Annotated in this window: 14 protein-coding genes; 8 read left to right on the top strand and 6 right to left on the bottom strand. The window is 52.2% G+C overall.

Going from position 1 to position 15,165, the window contains the following annotated elements:
- The first annotated feature begins 83 nt into the window (after window positions 1-83).
- From AC2FNE_RS17380 to AC2FNE_RS17350, 7 genes are read left to right on the top strand one after another with little or no spacing between them, the layout of a single operon-like run.
- Window positions 84-1,223 carry an aromatic ring-hydroxylating oxygenase subunit alpha gene (locus AC2FNE_RS17380; protein WP_496805884.1) on the top strand — a complete coding sequence of 380 codons (1,140 nt, stop codon included), beginning with the start codon at window positions 84-86 and terminating at the stop codon, window positions 1,221-1,223.
- The gene (betC, locus tag AC2FNE_RS17375; RefSeq protein ID WP_170606277.1) at window positions 1,220-2,755 is read left to right on the top strand and encodes a choline-sulfatase; all 1,536 of its coding nucleotides are present in this window, start codon (window positions 1,220-1,222) and stop codon (window positions 2,753-2,755) included. The genes AC2FNE_RS17380 and betC overlap by 4 nt, the downstream gene beginning before the upstream one ends.
- A complete protein-coding gene (locus AC2FNE_RS17370; protein ID WP_170606275.1) occupies window positions 2,752-3,546 on the top strand; it encodes an SDR family NAD(P)-dependent oxidoreductase in 795 nt (264 codons plus the stop codon). The genes betC and AC2FNE_RS17370 overlap by 4 nt, the downstream gene beginning before the upstream one ends.
- Complete coding sequence (kce, locus tag AC2FNE_RS17365; protein ID WP_170606273.1) at window positions 3,543-4,472, top strand: 3,5-dioxohexanoate:acetyl-CoA acetone transferase; 930 nt, start codon at window positions 3,543-3,545, stop codon at window positions 4,470-4,472. Before AC2FNE_RS17370 ends, kce begins: the two co-directional genes overlap by 4 nt.
- Before the next feature lie 10 nt (window positions 4,473-4,482).
- Window positions 4,483-5,901 carry a gamma-aminobutyraldehyde dehydrogenase gene (locus AC2FNE_RS17360; protein WP_496805883.1) on the top strand — a complete coding sequence of 473 codons (1,419 nt, stop codon included), beginning with the start codon at window positions 4,483-4,485 and terminating at the stop codon, window positions 5,899-5,901.
- On the top strand, window positions 5,901-6,641 hold the full coding sequence (locus tag AC2FNE_RS17355; RefSeq protein WP_170606269.1) for an SDR family NAD(P)-dependent oxidoreductase: 741 nt from the start codon (window positions 5,901-5,903) through the stop codon (window positions 6,639-6,641). The genes AC2FNE_RS17360 and AC2FNE_RS17355 overlap by 1 nt, the downstream gene beginning before the upstream one ends.
- Entirely contained in the window at window positions 6,641-7,567 is a 927-nt protein-coding gene (locus AC2FNE_RS17350; protein ID WP_170606267.1) for a 3-hydroxyacyl-CoA dehydrogenase NAD-binding domain-containing protein, read from the top strand. Before AC2FNE_RS17355 ends, AC2FNE_RS17350 begins: the two co-directional genes overlap by 1 nt.
- A gap of 48 nt (window positions 7,568-7,615) precedes the next feature.
- Here the strand turns inward: AC2FNE_RS17350 and gntH are convergent, their stop codons facing one another.
- The 6 genes from gntH to AC2FNE_RS17320 form a co-directional block, all read right to left on the bottom strand.
- Window positions 7,616-9,046: a guanitoxin biosynthesis MBL fold metallo-hydrolase GntH gene (gene gntH, locus AC2FNE_RS17345; RefSeq protein ID WP_170480736.1), complete on the bottom strand. Its 1,431-nt coding sequence runs from the start codon at window positions 9,044-9,046 to the stop codon at window positions 7,616-7,618.
- Between the two features lie 27 nt (window positions 9,047-9,073).
- Window positions 9,074-9,514, bottom strand: coding sequence for a DUF3299 domain-containing protein (locus tag AC2FNE_RS17340; RefSeq protein ID WP_367648157.1), 441 nt, complete (start codon window positions 9,512-9,514; stop codon window positions 9,074-9,076).
- Window positions 9,515-9,821: 307 nt separating this feature from the next.
- Window positions 9,822-10,673: a 5'-methylthioadenosine/S-adenosylhomocysteine nucleosidase gene (locus AC2FNE_RS17335; protein ID WP_170480732.1), complete on the bottom strand. Its 852-nt coding sequence runs from the start codon at window positions 10,671-10,673 to the stop codon at window positions 9,822-9,824.
- 242 nt (window positions 10,674-10,915) lie between these two features.
- On the bottom strand, window positions 10,916-12,844 hold the full coding sequence (locus tag AC2FNE_RS17330) for a DUF3604 domain-containing protein (RefSeq protein WP_496805882.1): 1,929 nt from the start codon (window positions 12,842-12,844) through the stop codon (window positions 10,916-10,918).
- Window positions 12,845-13,131: 287 nt separating this feature from the next.
- Window positions 13,132-13,965, bottom strand: coding sequence for a cytochrome c (locus tag AC2FNE_RS17325; protein WP_170606259.1), 834 nt, complete (start codon window positions 13,963-13,965; stop codon window positions 13,132-13,134).
- A 42-nt stretch (window positions 13,966-14,007) separates the two neighbouring features.
- Complete coding sequence (locus tag AC2FNE_RS17320) at window positions 14,008-14,481, bottom strand: cupin domain-containing protein (RefSeq protein WP_496805881.1); 474 nt, start codon at window positions 14,479-14,481, stop codon at window positions 14,008-14,010.
- A gap of 89 nt (window positions 14,482-14,570) precedes the next feature.
- Here AC2FNE_RS17320 and AC2FNE_RS17315 point away from each other — a divergent pair, with 89 nt between their 5' ends.
- A complete protein-coding gene (locus AC2FNE_RS17315; RefSeq protein WP_496805880.1) occupies window positions 14,571-15,152 on the top strand; it encodes a TetR/AcrR family transcriptional regulator in 582 nt (193 codons plus the stop codon).
- Window positions 15,153-15,165: the final 13 nt, after the last annotated feature.

Here is a 15,165-nt window from a genome sequence, read left to right as displayed (position 1 = left end):
GCCTGTTCGTATAATTGTGAAGATCATATGCTCTACACATCAGTCACATGGGCTTTTACCGACCCAGAAATGTGGAGTCACTTATGAGCGAGCTTCCATCAAAAGAACAATTCGCGCGAATTTCTGACGGGTTCAATCCTGACCCCTTCAACACGAGTTCGTTGAAGGCCGAAGCTTACGTAGACCCAGCGTGGCATCAGGTCGACATTAATGAGGTTCTTGCAAAGAACTGGCAATGGGTCTGTCATGTCGAGAAACTTCGGACTCCGGGTTCCTTTGTAACCGCTGAAATCGCGGGTCGCCCCGTTGCCGTGATCCGGGATCGCGAAGGCGTGCTGCGTGCCTTCTACAACGTGTGTAAGCATCGCGCCCACCACCTGCTTTCGGGTGAAGGTGAAACCACACGCATCATGTGCCCGTATCACGCATGGGTCTACAAGCTGGACGGTCAGCTCGTACGTGCGCCTGAGACCGAGAACCTTAGTGGGTTCAGTACTGCTGACATCTGTCTGGACCAGGTACAGGTCGAGGAATTCGCGGGCTTTATATTTGTGAACCTCGACCCATCGGCGCAACCTCTTGGGACGGTATCTGGTGATCTGGAGACTGAAATTCGTCACTGGGCGCCGGATATTGAGCAACTGACCTTTGGTCACCGCCTGACTTATGACATCAAGTCGAATTGGAAAAATGTCGTCGACAACTTTCTTGAATGCTATCATTGCCCAACAGCGCATAAGGATTTTTGCGATCTGGTGGATATGGATACCTACAAAGTGACCACTTACGGTATCTACTCGAGCCACATGGCTGAAGCGGGCAAGAATTCAAACACTGCTTACGATGTATCTAACGCAACCGTGCGAACCCATGCCGTCTGGTGGCTATGGCCCACCACTTGCCTCATGCGTTATCCGGGGCGGTCTTCGATGATCGTGTTGAACATAATTCCCGTAGGTCCGGATCGAACGCTGGAGACTTATGACTTCTTCCTGGAAACCCCGGAACCGGACGAAGCGGAAATTGAGGCGATACGCTATCTCGACGAAGTTCTGCAGCGCGAAGACATCGATATCGTCGAAAGCGTTCAACGTGGCATGAGTACACCGGCCTTCACTCAAGGACGGATCGTTCATGATCCGAATGGCTCAGGAAAGTCGGAACACGCGGTTCATCACTTCCACGGTCTTGTGCTGGATGCTTACGCAAAGGCCGCTCCGTGACGCGGCCGAACATCGTTGTCGTGATGGCAGATCAACTGGCGCCGCATTTCTGCGGTCCTTACGGCCATCCATCAGTCAAAACACCGCATATTGATGCGCTGGCTTCGCGCGGAATGCGGTTTGACGCCGCCTATTGCAATTCACCGCTATGCGCTCCTTCACGCTTTGCCTTCATGTCGGGGCAGTTGATCAGTCGCATCGCGGCTTATGACAATGCAAGCGAGTTCCGCGCCTCGGTCCCAACTTTTGCACACTACTTGAAAGCGTTGGGTTACCGCACCTGTCTGTCGGGCAAGATGCACTTTGTCGGACCAGATCAGAAGCACGGGTTTCAGGATCGGGTTACGACCGACATCTACCCTGCTGATTTCGCCTGGACCCCGGATTGGGAAGCTCCGGATGAAAGGATCGACAAGTGGTACCACAACATGCAGACGGTCAAGGAAAGCGGAGAGGCCATCGCCACTTTCCAAACCGACTATGATGACGAGGTCGAATTCGCCGCCCGCCGCTGGCTGATCGATCGTGGCCGCGACCGGGCTGCCGGAGATGAGGCTCCGTTCTGCTTGGTTGCAAGCTTTATTCACCCTCATGACCCATATGTGGCAAAACCAGAATGGTGGAACTTGTACACGGACACAGACGTGCCGATGCCGGGCTTCACCTTGACGCCTGAAGAACAAGATCCGTTTTCGCGCCGGGTGATGGACGGGATCGAGGCAAGCTATGTTCCTTTGACAGACACTGAAGTTCTCCGTGCCCGCCGTGCATATCTTGCCAACGTCAGCTATTTTGACAGTAAAGTTGGCGCGATAACAAAGACGCTGAATGAAATTGGACAGCTGGACAATACTATCATCATTGTAACCGCAGATCATGGAGACATGCTGGGCGAACGCGGCCTATGGTACAAAATGAACTTTTTCGAACATTCGGCCCGTGTGCCTTTAATTATGGCTGGTCCAGGTGTTGGCCTGGGATCAACGCAGAATGCTTGTTCACTGTTGGACCTACTTCCCACCTTTGTCGAAATCGCAGGAGGCTCTGACGACATTTTTGGCGAGCCCGTGGACGGTCGCTCTCTGATGCCGCTGGCGCGCGGTGAAAGTGATCCGGTCGACGAAGCAATCGGTGAATACTGCGCTGAGATGACGCCGTACCCTGTCTTCATGATCCGGCGCGGGCCATTGAAATATATTCATTGCGATCCCGACCCTCCGCAACTTTACGATTTGTCACGCGATCCGATGGAACAAGAAAATCGGGCATCGGACCCGGCCTATGCAATGCAGGCTGAAGAATTTGCTGCCGAGGTATCGAATCGTTGGAACAGTGAAAAGCTGCGCGCCGATGTGATTGCCACTCAGAAATCCCGTCGTACTTTACATGCGGCGATGGAGGCCGGGGCGGGCGAAGCGTGGGATTACAATCCGCCGCGAGACGCTTCGCAGGAATATGTTCGCAATCATATGGATTGGACCGTCGCAGCTGCACGCTATCGATATCCGCCGCTGAAGGAGAATGACATATGATGCTGAAGGGGAAAACTGCGCTGGTCACTGGCGGGCGCGGGGGTATCGGTCGCGCCATAGTGTCCCGGTTTTTGCGTGAGGGTGCTCGTGTCTACGCCGCTGATCTGACGCCAGAAGGATCTTTGGCCTCGCATGACGAGGATGGCAGCGTCTTTGTCAAGTTGGACGTAACAAAGGAAGCTGATGCTATCGCGGCGATGGATGAAGTTTCCAATGCCTCAGGTAAATTGGATATTCTGGTTAACGCTGCGGGGATCGAGATCGAAAAGACGATCGAGCAGACAACGCTGGAGGAATGGAATCGGTCCTTCGCGGTAAATGTAACGGGAACATTTCTTACTTCGAAGCACGCGCTGCCACTTATGCGAATTGCATCGTCTTCAGGAACGTCGGCTTCGATCATTAACTTTGGCAGTTATGATGGCTTCATAGCAGATCCCGGCCTTGCCGCTTATTGTGCAACCAAGGGAGCAGTTCATGCGTTGACCAGGGCTATGGCTTGTGATCACGGACCAGAAGGTATTCGCGTTAACGCCATCTGCCCCGGCTATGTCGATACACCTATGCTGCAAAGTTTTTTTACCGGTGATGGATCAGGAGGCGACGGCAAAACAATCGACCAATTGCAAAAAGCCGTACGCGATGTCCACCCAATGCGCACATATGGCACCCCGGAAGACATAGCTAATCTGGTTAACTGGCTGGCCTCAGATGAGGCGCGATATGCAAGCGGTCAACTATGGGTTCTTGATGGAGGGCTGAGCGCGCAAGTTCAGCAGATGAAGCTATGAGCAAACCTATCATCATTACCTGTGCCCCTACCGGAGGCATACACACGCCGACCATGTCGAAATATTTACCGATCACGCCCAACGAAATCACCGAGGCGAGCATTGGCGCGGCCGAAGCTGGTGCGTCAATCATCCACCTTCATGCACGGAACCCAGAAACAGGCCAACCTGATCCTGACCCAGATCTTTTCATGCAGTTCTTGCCTCGCATCAAACAGGCGACTGGCGCAGTGATGAACGTTTCAACCGGAGGTGGGCTTGGAATGACCCGCGAAGAGCGTTTGCGCGCCGCGTTACGAGCGAGTCCGGAAATGGCCAGCATGAACATGGGATCGATGAATTTCGGCATTTTCCCGATGTTGCAAAAGTACTCTGACTGGAAACACGAATGGGAACCTCAGTTTCTGGACATGACGCGTGACTTCATATTTCGCAATACTTTTTCGGATATCGAATACGCGATGAAGGAACTGGGGGAAGGGCATGGCACAAAATTCGAGTTCGAATGCTACGATCTGGGCCACCTTTACAACTTGGCTTGGGTGGTCGATCAAGGATGGGTCAAACCGCCTTTCTTCATCCAGATGGTGTTTGGAATTCTGGGCGGTGTCGGGGCCGATCCCGATAACCTGATGCATATGCACACCATTGCTGAAAAGCTCTTCGGGGATAGCTATGAGTGGTCGGTGCTAGCGGCAGGTCGCCACCAGATGGCCTTCACAACACAAGCTGCAATCTTGGGCGGTAACGTGCGCGTAGGGTTGGAAGACAGCCTGTATATTGGGCCAGGTCAGAAAGCGAAATCCAACGCTGACCAGGTCCACAAAATCCGCTCGATCATTGAAAATCTTGGTCTAACGGTCGCCACGCCTGACGAGGCCCGAAAACGATTGGACCTCAAGGGCAACGACCAGACTGCTTTCTGACGGGGGCAAAATGCAGACAAAAATGCTGATCAATGGAGAGATGCTCGAAGGCGGCGGCAGTGCGTTGCCCATTCTGGACCCTGCGACTGGTGAAACAGTTGCCCATGTTCCTGAGGCCACACCTGAGCAGATCGAGGCTGCTACAGTTGCGGCACATGAGGCCTTTGAGACCTATCGCCTCGTCACACCAGCCGAACGCGCCGGATTGCTCAACACAATTGCCGACGTGATCGAAGAGAACATCGAGGAACTGTCAGAACTTGAGACCCTCGACGTCGGAAAACCGTGGCCGATGGCCCGGGACGAAGAGATGCCGCTGACCATCGATACTTTCAGGTTTATGGCAGGCGCCGCACGCACCATGAACGGATCGGTGGCGGGGGAATACGCGGTTGGCCATACCTCGATGATCCGCAAGGATCCGATCGGTCCGGTAGCTTCTATTGCTCCGTGGAATTACCCATTAATGATGGCCGCATGGAAAATTGCTGCCCCGCTGGCTGCTGGCTGCACTATTGTTATGAAGCCGTCCGAGATCACACCGATTGCCACGTTGCGGTTGGCGGAATTGCTGACCGACGTACTGCCAAAAGGCGTGTTGAATATATTACATGGCAGGGGGTCTTCCGTCGGGGATACACTGATAAACGACCCACGTATCGAAGGGATTTCCGTAACAGGCTCGCCCGCGACAGGTATGGCAGCAATGCGGGCCGCGTCCAACCAGATCCGACATGTGCATCTGGAGCTTGGAGGCAAAGCACCGGTTATCGTGTTTGACGACGCCGATATCGACGCAGTGGCCGAAATGATCCGTTACGGCTCGTTCTTTAACGCGGGTCAGGATTGCGCTCAGCCATGTCGGTTAATGGTGCAGAATGGTATCTACGACAAGGTCGTTGCTGCGGTTGCCGATCAGGTCGGCCAGATCAAGGTGGGAGCGCCAAGGTCGGATGGCGCCGAAATGGGTCCCGTCGTCTCTGCGGTTCAGCGTGATCGCGTCGCCGGGTTTGTCGACCGGGCGCGCAGCAGTGCGGAAATCGCTGTTGGCGGAAAAGTGGATGAAGGGCCTGGGTTTTTCTATCAGCCAACAGTTGTGGCCAATGTTGACAACGACGCCGAGATCGCATGCAGCGAGGTGTTCGGTCCCGTCGTCACTTTGTCGCGGTTTTCGGATTCCGAAGATGCGCTTCGGACCGCCAATGCCGGACGTTATGGCTTGGCCTCGTCAATCTGGACTAAAGATCTTTCGACCGCGATGAAAATGTCAGCGCAGCTGCGTTATGGAATGACTTGGGTGAACACGCACGGGATGCCTGCTGCCGAAATGCCATGGGCCGCGATGAAAGGCTCGGGCACCGGGTGCGACATGTCCGTATATGCCTTGGATGCCTATACTTCGGTTCGCCACGTAATGGTGGCACACTGATGAGACTGGTGGGAAAAAATGCATTTGTTACCGGTGGACGTCAGGGCATTGGAAGGGGAATCGTTGATGCTTTTGTAAGCGAAGGCGCAGCTGTCACGACTTGTGGGCGCGGTCCCAGACCTGAGGGGTTATCTTCAGATATTGTTTGGCATTCACTTGACGTCACCGATGCCGTAGCGGTTCAGAAGCTGGCGTCGAATATGAAAACGACGGACATCCTTGTTAACAACGCGGGTGTTCAAGTTGAAAAGACAGTTACTGACAGCTCGGATGCTGATTGGGACGCGGTGATCGGTGTAAATTGCAGGGGTGTTTTCAATGTCTGCCGCGCATTTATTCCGCGCATGTTGTCGGGTGGATCGATCGTAAATATCGGCTCGATCTCAGGAAATGTCGCCGATCCATCAATGGCCCTCTATAATGCCTCCAAGGCATTCGTGCACGGTCTGACAAGATCAATCGCTGTTGATCATGGACCTGACATCCGCTGCAATGCAATTTGCCCTGGCTGGATTGAAACGGGCATGTTGGATGCCGGCTTTGATCTGGCGACCGATCCTGCAGTTGCCCGCAGTGATGCATTGGCGCGACACCCTTCGCGCCGGTTTGGCACCCCCGAGGATATTGCCAATATGTCGGTCTGGCTGGCATCGGATGAGGCCGGATTTGCAACCGGCCAGTTGTTTACAATCGATGGCGGCATGACGGCGGCCTCGCCACTAAATCCGGGATTATTCTGATGGAATTCCAACATACAGCGTGTTTGGGCGGTGGTGTTATTGGTGCCAGTTGGGCCGCCTTGTTTCTGGCCTCGGGCCGATCAGTTGCAATGTATGACCCGGAACCGGGTGTAGAAGCAAAAGTTCGCGCATATATCGAGTCCGCATGGCCCGCAATGGCCCAGTTGGGACTTACGCAAAATGGAACACCAGACGCTATCTCGTTTCATCCATCAGCTGCAGACGCAGTGAATGGGGCCTTGTTTGTACAGGAAAGCGTGCCCGAAAGACTGCCGATAAAACACGCAACTTTTTCTGCCATCGAACCTGCACTTTCTCCAGATGCGATTGTGGCAAGCTCGGCCTCTGGCCTTACTCTAAAGCAAATGCAGCCCGGTTGGGTTGATCCGGGACGTTTTGTGTTGGGCCACCCGTTTAATCCACCGCATTTGATTCCCTTGGTTGAAGTAATTGGCAACGACAAGACTGGTTGTGGCGTGGTGGATGCAACAGAACAATTCTATAAGAGCGTCGGCAAAACAACCATTCGGATAAACAAAGAGGTGCCCGGTCACGTAGCCAATCGTCTGCAAGCCGCAATTTGGCGTGAGGCTGTAAATCTTGTAGTTTCAGGAGTCGCGTCTGTCGAAGATGTCGACAAAGCCGTTTGGGCAGGGCCCGGCCTTAGGTGGGCTGCTATGGGGCCAACGATGTTATTCAACCTTGGGGCAGGCGAAGGTGGCCTCAAGGCGTTCTGCGATCATTTCTCGGACACATTCAATGGTTGGTGGGACGATTTGGGCGAAGTCCATCTAACAGAAGAAGTTTCCAATAAACTTGTCGAAGGCGTTGTGGCCGAGGCCCGCGGATTATCACCTGCAGAGTTGTCGCAAAAACGAGATGAACTGATAGTGGCATTGCAACAATCTATCAAGGATCTGCGCTGAAGCGGCGTCGGCGGGTTCTTACGACCCGGGCCGACTTTGTTTGCGCGTTTATTCTAATCCCAATGTCGCACGATTTGCTTTTCGTTTGGCCCATGTGTCACCCATGCCATCCCTGAAACTCGGAGGAAGATCTTCAAGCTCGATAACCAAGTCGCGGTCGGCGGTCGGCCATTCCTGCAATAGCTCAGGTTTGTAACCTTCTGGGTAGTATAAATCCGGATCGATTTCGGATGACCTGACATCCGCGTTCTGAATGTCTTCCCGAGATTTCGGAGGCGCAGGTACAACTAGTTGGTTGTTGTCAAAATTGAACTGCGGCGCCCGGTTGTTTGGGTAATCCGGAATTATGCCTTCACGTACCCAAATCTGGTCCTTTGTCACGTTTACGACGATTCCGTCCGGAGCCCCGAAATGGTAGGGACCTTTCCAGTGTTCGCGGATCTCAGCAACAGTTTCTTCGTTTAAGTAAGGGTCAAACGGCATGTGCGTCGTCATGAACATGCGGGGTTGGATTAGGTTTGCAACATAGCCAGCTGCATAACCGGGAGTGTGGTGCGTATCGATCGTGTAACGCGCCAGAAACGGCGGAACGCCCTGAACGCCGGCGCTGATTTCAACAAGTTCAGTCTGGGTTTCCGTCACATACACATCGCAACCCTTGGCCCATTTGACGTCTCTTTCATTCGGCCGGCCGTCGCCTGTCCAAACAAAGCACAGGTCATTCCAATCGAGGCGATAGGCCGAAGCTCCATCCTTGGCGTGGCTGCGTTGCCAATGGATTACCTTGACGCCGTTCTCATCAAGGATCACGCCACCTTCGTCTGTGTAGTCGAACTCGTTGACTTCAATGTCGTGCCCCTGTCCAACCGGAAAAACGCTGAACGCATCGGTATGCCACCGCACCATCTGCTTCATGCCTTCGATCATTGATGCTAGACCGTATTCAGGCGCGCTGCCGGATGGGCCAAAAACGCGTAGCGGATTGTGCCACCGGCCCGCCCAACCGCCGAACACATATATGTACGGTAGCGCGTTGTAATGATCGACATGCAAGTGGGTAATAAAAATCTTGTCGAGTTCGTTCAATGCAATGTTTGATGCGTTGATATTAGCAACTGAACCCTCGCCCACATCGAACAAATAGTTCTCGCCATTGCCTAATTGAACAAGGATCGAAGTATTCATTTGTCCGGGGCGGATAATCGGAGAGGTGCCCATGAATATGATGCGCATCTCGTTAGGTTGAATGTCCTCGGTTCCTGGGAACCAATTTGAAGCTGAATTCAACCAAGGGTGTGGAGAGATACCCTCGAACAAAAGCCCTTCCTTCCACCTTTCGCCGGGAACTCCACCAAACAAAGCAGCACGCATGTCCTCGACCGTGGAAGTTTCAGCAACCGGTGGAGGCGTAGGGGTTTGCGTCTGAACAATCGTTGGAAAGGCGGCCAATGCCATCGCGCAAAGTCTTTTTAAGATCATTGTCTTTTCCTTATCCCTGTTGCCGGCTCAGAATTCGACTTTTTCGAATTCCTCCACCTGCATTGAATATGAAGAATGTGCTAAATCCGTTTCCGCAAATACGGTACGCAATACGCCTACGGCGTAGACTGGTTCAAACATCCCCTCGATTGTTTGTGGTCGCTTTGAAATTGCGTAAACAACCTGATTGGGCGGTGGTGGCGGCACGTGGATGCAAGCACCGATAAACGGTACGAGAAGGAACTCGGTCCCACGTGTTTTGTCGAATTCGAGAGAGACAAGAAAACCCGGCAATCTCACTCTTTGGTGGTTGAGCTCGGGAACAATTGCATAATGGCGGGGGTCGCTGAACGTCCGGCTGGGCAGCGAAGAGTGGGATAATGCCTGCCGGTCGTAGGACGCTCCTCTAGCCTTTAAGGGAACCAGGTCCTTCCACCTAATTTCGTGCGGCAGATCTGAAGCTAACACCGAGCGTATGCCGACAAAAGCAGTCGGAGCACTTAATAAAAAAGCTCGCCTTGTTGTGAGCGCGGACACTGTTTCAGACACCCAATTTCAACGTTTCTAAAATGTTAAACCAAATCCGGTTTTTCATTCATATTATCGAATGAATTATACAACGCAATGATTGCAACGTTCGAATTCGGTTGCTTAAGAAATTGTAAGAGTGACCTCGGGCAGCCCAATCAAGAATTTGATTTCAGTCATGGTTTGATGTCTTAGGACGCAGCAAGTTTTGGGCCGCCTGTCTTGGAAGACCTGTAAAGGGCGTGTTTCAGTCCAGCTCGGAAATGAAAGCTTCGATCAGGTTTGCGAGATTGGTTCCCGCTAACGACATGAATATGTCAAATTGGTTATGCCCGCTTTCGCCGCCTGCCAAATCAGACAATGCTCGAAATGCTAAAAAAGGGATCTCATTTGCATCTGCTACTTGGGCGATTGCCGCAGACTCCATGTCCAGAACACGAGCGTCAAAGGAATTATGGGCCCATTCTCTAAATTCAGCATTGTCAACGAATGCGGTTCCGGTGACACCACCGCCCCCGATATGGACCTCTGGAAAATGATCAAGCTTGAGACCTTCAGCGCTGACGGCAGTCAGTTTGACTTTCTTTGAAGCTCGTTCTGCAACCTCAAGATATTTGGCATCGGCCGGAAACCAAAATCGACTTTTTCCATGACCCGCAAGTTCCTCGAACGTGCCGACGTTGATAGTATGCATCATCCCAAACCTTGGAAACTGCGAGGATAAAAAAGTAGGTAGTTCGAACCCATTTTCTGTTTTTCGGGCGAAAGCCATCTCCATGTATTGTCCCCAGCGAGTGGGAATAGAGATGTCACCGATCGTAAGATTAGGGTCAGCCCCACCTGCAACGCCGGAAACGATTATTCCAGTGATGTCAAAATTATCGATCGCAAGTTGGGTGGTCATTGCAGCGTTGACCATCGAGACACCCGAGGAAAACACGATAACCGGCTTACCGAGTAGTTCCCCGATCAAAAACTCCCGATTTAAGATATTCAGTGAACTTGGATTTTCCAGCCTACTGCGGAGCACCTCAATTTCTGGATCAAAAGCAGAAATGAGAGCTAGCCGGGATTTTTTGTCGACGGACTGCGCGATCATTTTACCTCCGAAAGGCGCTGTAAACTGAACACCAATCCATGAATGAAATCATCCTTTTCTTTAGGCGCCAAATAAGCTCCCAAGGTCAATGCGACTGCAAACAATTTGGACAATCGCATCAAGAGAAGATGGTCACATTGACCATCCGGTTTTCGAATTTGTACCCGTGCTTCCAAGAACAGCAACCTTGTCCTAATTAGTGATCCGGATGTCGGTTTTCTTTATCAAGAAATATTTCTGATCTAGCCCTCCGGAGTATACCAGATGGGCGAGGTATAAGCTCTTTCCTGATGACTCCTTGGAACATCGGCCGTCATCTGGATGCCATAGAACTTTTCATCATATGCTTGCCAAGTGGGTGTGGGTATTTCAAGCACCCTGGCATAATAAACAGCCGGCACTTTGGGGTCGAAATCAGGATCGATCCATACGGCGCGCAGTTCTGCGTCGCCGATTGAGTTGGTGTAGGTTGCGTTAGCCTCGTCCACGGTGTTGCCGACAGATTCTCTCGCTCGCCCGTCGGATCCGATTTCACGCCCATCCGAGACAGCAACGTCGTAGACGCGTTCTTGGCGCGATCCTTCCGCGTCGACCCAACCTTTTATGATCTGGATACGATCCAAGTTGCCGGAATCTGGGTCCTTGAGTGCACCGACCATGAACACGGGCGCACTTGCGCCATTACGAGCAGACGGAAGATCGCCGCCCATTGGAACGCCTCTGGCATATCCGATATCCACGACGTTAGGGCGAAAGACATCATCTTCTGAGTAATCCCAACCTCCAAAGAACCTTACGGCCATCCGCGTTCCAGTTGTTGCAAAAACCTCCTTGGCTTGCATGGCATCAAAGAGGGCAGCCCTAGTATTCTCGCGTGCCCATACCCCTGCAAGACCAGCGGCAAGCGCCTCGTATTCAAACGTAGAGAGCATGTCGTCGCCGCTTAGTGCCTGTATGACATAGTGTTCCCAACGAGTTGGGGAGGGTTCCGACGAAGGCATCTTACCCCAGAAATTATCATCCCGGGTTGTGGCCACGGCTGTGTGGGCATCCGTTGCTCCGATTTGGCCGAACTTGAAGGGATTAATGCCCAATTCCTGCTCTTGCTGAAGACCGACCTGCAGGGCTGATCGGCTGTATTCAAATGGAAGCATCTCCGGCGTCTTTGCTTGGAACCCCGCGATATCACCCTTGTCCCACGTTCCATAGTCAGCGAATTCGTCGTCTGGCGACAGAGCTGGGTGGGTCTCACCATCGCCCTTGATCTGAGTAACTTCGACGATGGGTTCCCAGCGCTTGCGAGTTTCCGCGTATTCCGAGTCTATGGGTTCACCGTTAAGCTTTTCAGTTGCGAACATCAGGCCATTAGAGAGGTTCCCGTTATGCGGAATGGCGAGCACAGAACCGCCTGTTTCAGTTTCATAGCTCTCCATGTAGGCCCAAAGATCCTCTGGGTCCGGGCTGTGAAAAGCTGAAAACGGCAGAACCTGCCCTGCTTTCCGTCCGTCTTCCTGGAAAACAACCACCCTGTGCAGGTTGGAAGGTTGTTGCTGGTTGTTGATGGAAGTCCACTCGAAACCAATGAATGCTGTGAAACTTCCAGGGTCATTATATTGGTCGGCAAGCTCTATCTGTCGGTCCCAGATCGTCCGGTTGATTTTTGGGTTGTCGATCACGTCCCGGTTCTGCGATACACCATCAGTGCCCCAAAGCCTGAACGCTTCGTAGCCTTCGCCGGCCTGAACAAGATCGTAAAAACGTTTTCCATATTCCGTGGCTAGAAGATCGCGATTAGCTTCGGCTAGCATGACCGGCATGCCAAGATTTTCGGCGTGGTCCGAAACCACCAGAAAGTCCAACGGTCGCCCAATTCGTACACGCTGACCCGAGGATGTGATCACCTCTTCGCCGCGAGCAAATCGGTAAGCATCTTCTGGAGTTAACGTGTTGCCAATCATTCCGGCGTCCGTGGAAAACATCGTGTGAAGATGAGTGTCTCCCCAATAAAGGCCTTCCGCAAAGTTCCGGTTGCGCACAGTGCGTTCGACAAACGGAGAATAGTTCTGAGGAGGGCCAGCAATGTCTTCCGCCGCAGGAGCAATGTCTTGAGCAAATGCAGTAAACGGCAGTGCAATCGTTATTACTGATAGGTTGGCCGATGAACGAAGCATAATTCCCTCCAATCTCCAATAAAACTAATCATGTTCGGCAATGATCATTTGTAACAATAACACAGATTTATGGACCGAGCATATTTGGAACGCTCCGGCATTTGTAATTCCATAGGCTGTTAGCTGACTTACGAAACCTAATTCGCATTCCAAACAGAAATTCAAAGAATTTTCGGTGAATTCCCACGACAAGACAGAATAGGAACCCAAGGCGTATTCCACTCGGTAGAAACAAGTCTAAATAGCGCACTGGATAACGCTAAATCCGCAGCATTTCGCTTAGCTTTTTATGGATCAGGCAGGGGTGGGATGGTACGCAGATACATTACTATGGCTTCGAGATCTTCGGGCGACATCGTTGCATAATAGGCGTAACCCATAGGCGGTAGCATTTGGCTTCCGTCTGGTCTTTTGCCTAAAACGATAATGGTCTTCAGGTCATCGTCTGAATATCCTGCAAGACCGTCCTGGTGGCTCGTGATATTGGGTGCGACGGAAACGCCCCACGGTCCGTGAAACTCGAACCCTCCTGCCCCTAGATGAGTATCAAACATCGGACCTTTGGGCCCGAAAGTCGTGTGGCACTCCGTACAATGCGCGACTGGTCCAGCAAGATAAGCACCATATTCGACCGTCACGCCGCTCGGTGGCGCCGAAACTGTCTCAAGTGGCGGACCATAGGCAGGTGGCAGCGGAAAATTGTAGGTGGACAAAGGTGTCTCAATGTCACTGGAGGGTATTGTTCGCAGGAACATGACCATCGACATGAGATCGTCATCGCTCAGTCCGCGATACAAGCCGATTGGCATCGGCGGTCCGATGACTGTACCGTCAGGGCGGATACCTTCGCGTATCGCTCGGGCAAGGTCTGCATCGCTCCAATCCGCAACACGGCTACCCGGAGTTATGTTGGCTGCCCATGCCTCCATCATGTCATTCTTTTCGATCATCATGCCGCCAAGCTCATTTGTCATATCGGTCCCGTTCGGTCCTTGCGGCGTATGGCAATTTCCGCACGCCGCAGGCCCTCGTACGAGGTATTCACCACGTTCCAAACTCGGTTCAGCAATGGTGGACAGAGGAAAAAGTATGAAAACAATGTTAAAAGCTAGTTGTTTCATTTCTTTATCCTCATTTGGCTCGGGCAATACATCGAAACTGGCTCAGGCTGGAGCTTTGTCGGGGGCAAGTATTGTCATGCCGACTTTATCGGCGACGGCCATGATCGCCGGAATATCCGGCGGGCCATCAGGCCTCGGAACGTCTGTCGTCCCGTCCGGCATTTCTTCTCCAGCCTCTGTAAAGAACGTGTCGTGCATGGCACCTGGTGAGTTAATGCAAATCAGACGCCCGGGTTCTTGCCCGGTGCAAGTAAATGCATGAATTGCGCCCTCTGGGACTTTAACGAAGTCCCCGCCTGATACTTTCCTTGTCTCACCGTTCACAAGAAACTCAAACTCGCCTTCAAGTACAAAAAAGCTTTCGTCTTCGCCGGCGTGATAATTGGGAGGGGCTCCAGCTCCCGGCGCGGTTTTAATTTCGACAATCGTGTAACGATCTCCGGTCTCAGAAGGGAAAGCGTGAAATGTCAAAAGGTTACCAAGTAAGTGATAAATTCGAGGGCGAGGTTGCGTCATCAAGACAACTCCCTTTTTTTGAATTTGGCGTGTTGTTATGATACACAAATCCAGTTATAAGACAAGTGTCTCATTATACGAGAAGAGCATTGAGTACACGGATCAACCAGAAGAATAGAACAAGAGAAGCGCTTTTAGTGGCAGCGCGTGAGCTTATGTCCGAAGGGCAAGAGGTCACGCTGGCGAAAGTCGCAGAACGCGCAAGGACAAGCCGCGCGACTGTCTACCGGTACTTTTCAGATCCAGGAGTACTGGCGCTGGACGCGACCTTGGACATTGAAGTGAGACCTACGTCTGAATTGCTCGTCGGAATCGATGATGTCCGAACCCGCGTACATGCTGTTGCGCGTTACTACCTTGATTTTTCGAGGGATCACGAGACCTATTTTCGCCAGTTTCTAGGAGAGATCCTAAAGGTCTCGTTGAAAAAAGGAACTGTCAAAATGCGCGGAGCCAGAAGAGTAGATGCGTTTGGTGAAGCCCTTGAACCCCTTCGCTATTCGATGAAGCCCAGGGAATACGAAGATCTGAAACTACGGTTATCCATGACCACTGGCATGGAACAATTCATTATACTTGAGGACATTCTACGGGTGGACCGGGATACCGGCTACCGTCTTCAAGAAGGTCTCGTGGATGCATTGTTGGATCAATATCTGCCGGAAACATAAGATTTTCTGGCAT

It is taken from the genome of Ruegeria sp. YKSD179 (genome assembly GCF_059612885.1).
Note: the sequence above shows the minus strand (reverse complement) of the source record. Positions and strands in the feature narration are given on the sequence as shown.

Bases quoted from the DNA above. Each gene is read 5' to 3' on its own strand.
- AC2FNE_RS17335 (WP_170480732.1), bottom strand. From the start codon at position 10,673: ATGATCGCGCAGTCCGTCGACAAAAAATCCCGGCTAGCTCTCATTTCT.
- AC2FNE_RS17320 (WP_496805881.1), bottom strand. From the start codon at position 14,481: ATGACGCAACCTCGCCCTCGAATTTATCACTTACTTGGTAACCTTTTG.
- AC2FNE_RS17325 (WP_170606259.1), bottom strand. From the start codon at position 13,965: ATGAAACAACTAGCTTTTAACATTGTTTTCATACTTTTTCCTCTGTCC.
- gntH (WP_170480736.1), bottom strand. From the start codon at position 9,046: ATGATCTTAAAAAGACTTTGCGCGATGGCATTGGCCGCCTTTCCAACG.
- AC2FNE_RS17370 (WP_170606275.1), top strand. From the start codon at position 2,752: ATGATGCTGAAGGGGAAAACTGCGCTGGTCACTGGCGGGCGCGGGGGT.
- AC2FNE_RS17380 (WP_496805884.1), top strand. From the start codon at position 84: ATGAGCGAGCTTCCATCAAAAGAACAATTCGCGCGAATTTCTGACGGG.
- AC2FNE_RS17330 (WP_496805882.1), bottom strand. From the start codon at position 12,844: ATGCTTCGTTCATCGGCCAACCTATCAGTAATAACGATTGCACTGCCG.
- AC2FNE_RS17350 (WP_170606267.1), top strand. From the start codon at position 6,641: ATGGAATTCCAACATACAGCGTGTTTGGGCGGTGGTGTTATTGGTGCC.
- kce (WP_170606273.1), top strand. From the start codon at position 3,543: ATGAGCAAACCTATCATCATTACCTGTGCCCCTACCGGAGGCATACAC.
- AC2FNE_RS17355 (WP_170606269.1), top strand. From the start codon at position 5,901: ATGAGACTGGTGGGAAAAAATGCATTTGTTACCGGTGGACGTCAGGGC.
- AC2FNE_RS17360 (WP_496805883.1), top strand. From the start codon at position 4,483: ATGCAGACAAAAATGCTGATCAATGGAGAGATGCTCGAAGGCGGCGGC.